This window comes from Hydrocoleum sp. CS-953 (assembly GCF_002260545.1).
GTDB lineage: Bacteria > Cyanobacteriota > Cyanobacteriia > Cyanobacteriales > Microcoleaceae > Trichodesmium.
Map to the genome: position 1 here is coordinate 1 of NZ_LGSU01000752.1, position 4,518 is coordinate 4,518.

The window sequence follows — 4,518 nt, forward strand, 5'->3', positions numbered from 1 at the left end:
AGCATAAATAATAAAATCACTAACTAAATATATCTGTTTTCATTTTATTTTTTTTGTAATCTAAGTTATTTCCCAACAACTCTATTATCAATTATCAATTATTAATTATCCATTATCCATTATTCCCCTACTGAGGTCTAATCTAACGGTTGTGGATAAGCAACTCCATAACCTTGACCATAGTTAATTCCAATAGCCTTAACTTTGTCCAATATCCCACGATCGCTCACCAACTCAGCGATCGTCTCTAAACCCATCACATGACTAATATTGTTCATCCCCTCGACTATGGCATAATCTATGGGGTCATTGACAATATCCTTAACAAAACTGCCATCAATTTTTAAGTAATCTACAGGTAAATTTTTCAAGTAAGTAAAAGAAGAAACCCCACCACCAAAATCATCTAGAGCAAAGCGACAACCCAAATGTTTAAGTTGTTTAATTAACAAAGCAGTTTGAGACAAATTAGCCATTGCCACTGTTTCTGTCAGCTCAAAGCAAACTGTTTGTGGAGAAATATTAAATCTGGCAAATTGCTCTTGCAAAAAAGTAATAAACTCCTTGTCATTAACAGTTTCGCCAGATATATTAATCCCATAAATAACCTCCCCTGAATTGTTAGGTGTTTGCCTCAGAAATATTTCATCATCCTTATTTGTAAAAGATGGTTGCAATTGACCTTTAACCTCTGATAAATATTTCAAAAAGTTTTTAATCACCCAACGGTCAATCATTGGGTTCANCATAAATAACCTCCCCTGAATTGTTAGGTGTTTGCCTCAGAAATATTTCATCATCCTTATTTGTAAAAGATGGTTGCAATTGACCTTTAACCTCTGATAAATATTTCAAAAAGTTTTTAATCACCCAACGGTCAATCATTGGGTTCAGATGATATCGTTCTGCTGCTGGAAGGAATGCCATAGGTGGAATGATCTTACCTGTTTCATCTTTCAAGCGTAGCAAGATTTCATAATAAAACTTACTCAAATAGGAGTCTGACAAAGGTGCAACAGCTTGGTAATACAAACAGAAAAGGTTTTCTTCACAAGCTTGATGAATTTTTGTCACCCAATGTAGAGTATTTTTTTGCTGTGGCACATCTTGATCGTCAGTTTGATAAACATGATAACAATTTCGACCTTGATTTTTAGCAATATAACAAGCAGCATCAGCAGCACTCAGCAGTACATTACTATCCTTCTCACCAGAGTTATTGAGACTTTCTTGGTTAATAGCCACCAAACCAACGCTCATACCAATATTAAAACTTTTCCCCTCCCAGGCAAACCGAAACTGCTGGAGGCGATCAATCAATTCTTGCACCAGTTCTTCAGCATTATTCATTGTACATTGTAATAATAGTAAGCCAAATTCATCGCCACCGAGACGAGCTACAATATCCGATTTGCGACATACAGAATTTAACAAGGTGCTGACTTGGCGCAACAATTCATCTCCTGCTTGATGACCACAAGTATCATTAACTATTTTGAATCGATCTAAGTCTATATAAGCAAGAGTATGTTCTTGATTGTTTTCCTGCACAGTCACCAAACAATTATCTAAGTATTTCTCAAATTCCCGACGGTTTAACAACCCTGTTAAAGAATCATGTTGAGCTTGCCAAGATATTTGATTTGTCAACTTGCGTTTGTCTGTCACATCCCGAAACACTAACACGGCCCCCAATATTTGATTCTCTTCTGTTTTAATTAGAGCTGCTGAATCTTCTATGGCATATTCTTGACCATCACGGGCTACCAAAATAATATTATTAGCAAAACTAACTATTCGCTGTTCTCGGAAAACTATATCTACCGGGTTCTCCATCGGTGTGCCTGTTACTTCATCAATAATTTGCAAAATCTCAGTTAGAGATTTACCCCTAGCTGCTGCTAATTCCCATCCAATCATTTTTTCAGCCATTGGATTTAGATAATCTACATGACCATTTTTGTCCGTAGTAATCACCCCATCGCCAATTGATTTTAATGTAGTTTGAACTTTTTCTTTTTCCTGGAACAAAGCCAACTCTATTTTTTTGCGTTCTGTAATATCTTCGGAAATGCCGACAGTACGATAAATTTCTCCACTTTCATTACGAACAGGAAAAGCACGAGTCCAAATCCAACGCATTTCACCATCAGGTCGTACAATTCTATATTCATCGTTGGTAAACTCACCCCGACTTTGTTTCTCAAAAGATGCCGCAAATAGATCCTTGTCTAGTGGATGAATACTATCACTAATTCTTCCTACCTGTTCATATAAATCTTTGACAGAGCGACCCCAAATATCTTCAAAACCAGGACTAATATAGATTAACTCACTTTTGTCTAGGCTGGCGATCCAAAATATTTCTCGAATATTTTCTGCCATTTGCCGGAAATTTTCTTCGCTTGACTTAAGAGCATCCTCCGTTTCTCGTCTTTCGATCGCTGTAGCTAGTAGATTAGCAACTGCTTGTAGAAAATATACATCATCCTCACTCAACCACCACCTCCTCTTACTATATACTCCCACTATTCCAAAAGGTTTCTCCCGATCGAGAATAATTACACTAATTCCTGAAAGAACTTGATAGTCGTTTAGCAGAACATTGTCTCTAAATCTTTCTTCTTTACGCAGGTCTTCAACAATTATAGGTTGAGATGAACGTAAGGTATAAGCTGCTTGAGAATCACTATTAATATCTAGGACAAAATTACCTACAACTCCTTCTCGCCAACCAAAACCTGCTCGTAACAAGAAAGCATTTTCATCATTGCGCAATTCCAGAATGTCAGAATATTCTACATCTAATGTTTGGGCAACTATTGTTACTATTTCATCCATCAGCACAGAAATATCTATACCCGCCAAAGCTTTTTGACTAAGTTCTGCTATAACTCGCTGGAGACGAACCTGATTTTTTAGAGCTTGATTAGCCAACTTTAATTGCTCAGTTTGCTCTAGAACTCTTTTTTCTAGTTGAGTATTAAAAGTAGAAAGTTTTTGTTCAGCGTATTTGCGATCAGTAATATCACGACCTTCAGGAATTAACAATACCACATCTCCCAGTTCATCAAAAACTGGTTTGAGGGAAAAATCTACTGTCATAACTTCGTGTTCTTTACCAACTACCATCATTTCATAACGAACAAATTCACCTTGAGCTGCTTTAGCGATCGCTTCTCTAATTTGTGCTTGGGCAACTTTATATTTAGTTCCTATATCTTGAGGGTTTTCCTCATCATCTACAGCTAACCACAACTGCGCTTCCCAAAAATATTTACCGATAATATCTTGATGTTTGGCATCAGCAAAATCTAAAAATGTCTGATTAGCTTCCAAGATAGTACCATCAGGTTTAAGAAGTCCAATAAATTGAAATGTTTGGTTAAAAATAGCTCGAAAGCGTCTTTCGCTCTCTCTGATAGCAGTAATATCTCGTCCCACTCCTTGGTATTCTACTAAGTTATCGTATTCATCAAATATTGCTCGATTCGTCCACTCTTGCCACTTGCGCTCTCCACTCTCCATTTCTACCATTTGTTCATAGGTGGCTACAGGTTGTTCTGGTGTCAGGATATCTAATTGTTGTTGGAGTTTTGCCACCTGTACAGATGTAAGAAACTGATAAAAACTTATTCCTATCAACTCTTCTGGTGTTTTATCAAAGTAGCGACAACAAGCATCGTTGACAAAAGTCAATATTCCGCCTTGATAAAAACGACAAATCAATTCTGTTTGGTCTTCGACTATAGCTCGATAGCGAGTTTCACTTTTTCGTAGTGCTATTTGAGTCTTTTGGCACTGTTGAATTTCTGATTCTAAACTTTCGTTAGTCGCTTTTAATTTTGCTGGATTAGGTAATGTTAGTGCCAGCGGAATTAGGGAAAAAAATCTTATTGATATATATAGAGAAAGTATAGCTGTAATTCCTTTAATACCAACTGATATCCAATAAGCAGGATGCCACAAAGTCCAAACTTCCATTAAGTGGGTTGTACCACAAAAACTGATGAAAGCCCCAAGAATCAATCTATTCTGTCGTTGATACAGCGAGTAAACTAAGATAATAGCTATAGAGTAGTAAGCTATTGCTATTAATGCGTCTGAGCTAGCGTTTAGCCAGATTAACCCTGAGTTCCAAAGATAGCATTGGCCCTTTGGTATAAATTGCCCAGGGTAAAATATATTTGCTATTAGTTGCCACATTGTTATTACTGTTTTTCTAACTTTTATATTTTGATTAGGGATTTTGTGATAATTTACTACTTCAGCTCAGGTATCAAAAGGTTTCTCAACTGCTAGTAGAATATGGCAAAGTTGATTTGTTTGATAGAAAATGCAAAAAAGGTAATTATTTATGAATCTATGATTCCTCTTTGCAGCCGAAAAGTTTAGACATCGTAACAATTGTAATAATTTAACCTTTTTTGTATACTTCTCTTTTCTAGCTACCAGTTAAGTATTCCTAGTTAGGGTTTTCCGTGACTGTTATAAAATTTTCTAAAATTGGTATTATAA

General features: G+C 36.2%; 1 protein-coding gene and 1 pseudogene. Both read right to left on the bottom strand.

Translation table 11 applies throughout. The features are described 5' to 3' along the window. Positions 1-137: 137 nt before the first annotated feature. Positions 138-737 carry an EAL domain-containing protein gene (locus AFK68_RS09085; RefSeq protein WP_246844080.1) on the bottom strand — a complete coding sequence of 200 codons (600 nt, stop codon included), beginning with the start codon at positions 735-737 and terminating at the stop codon, positions 138-140. A 9-nt stretch (positions 738-746) separates the two neighbouring features. Continuing rightward, positions 747-4,206, bottom strand: a pseudogene (locus tag AFK68_RS44650) (PAS domain S-box protein); the annotation flags it as partial. Positions 4,207-4,518 lie beyond the last annotated feature (312 nt).

Excerpts from the sequence above, each read along its gene's own strand:
- AFK68_RS09085 (WP_246844080.1), bottom strand. The coding sequence starts at position 737 with ATGATTGACCGTTGGGTGATTAAAAACTTTTTGAAATATTTATCAGAG.